This is a genomic window from Arthrobacter sp. GQ119, assembly GCF_059759125.1.
Window position 1 is genome coordinate 1 of record NZ_JCAXEA010000079.1, and the last position, 457, is coordinate 457.

Below are 457 nucleotides of genomic sequence, written 5' to 3' on the forward strand. Positions count from 1 at the left end.
CGGAAGGTCCTGGCGATCCTGCTCACCCACGCGCACAACGACCACATCGGCGCCGCCCGCCAGGTCGCCGACACCGTGAACGCACCCATCTACCTGCACCCCGAGGACCAGGTCCTCTGGGAACAGGTCTACCCCGACACCACACCCGACCGGCAGATCGCCGACGGCGACACCTTCCACGTCGGCGGCGCCACCCTAAAGGCGATCCACACCCCCGGCCACTCACCCGGCTCCACCTGCTTCCTCCTCGAAGAACAAGGCACCGTGTTCACCGGGGACACCCTCTTCAACGGCGGCCCCGGCGCCACCGGCCGCTCCTACAGCGACTACCCCACCATCCTGACCTCCATCCGCGAACGCCTCCTGCCCCTCCCGGCAGAAACCACCGTCCGCACCGGCCACGGCGACAACACCACCATCGCCGCCGAACGCGAAACCCTCGCACAGCTGAACCACT

Annotated in this window: 1 protein-coding gene; it reads left to right on the forward strand. The window is 68.5% G+C overall.

Annotated features, from left to right (window positions below; all coding sequences use genetic code 11):
• Nucleotides 1-457: MBL fold metallo-hydrolase (locus AC6CH3_RS23435; protein ID WP_498134711.1), on the forward strand; the 457-nt coding region annotated here is incomplete at both ends.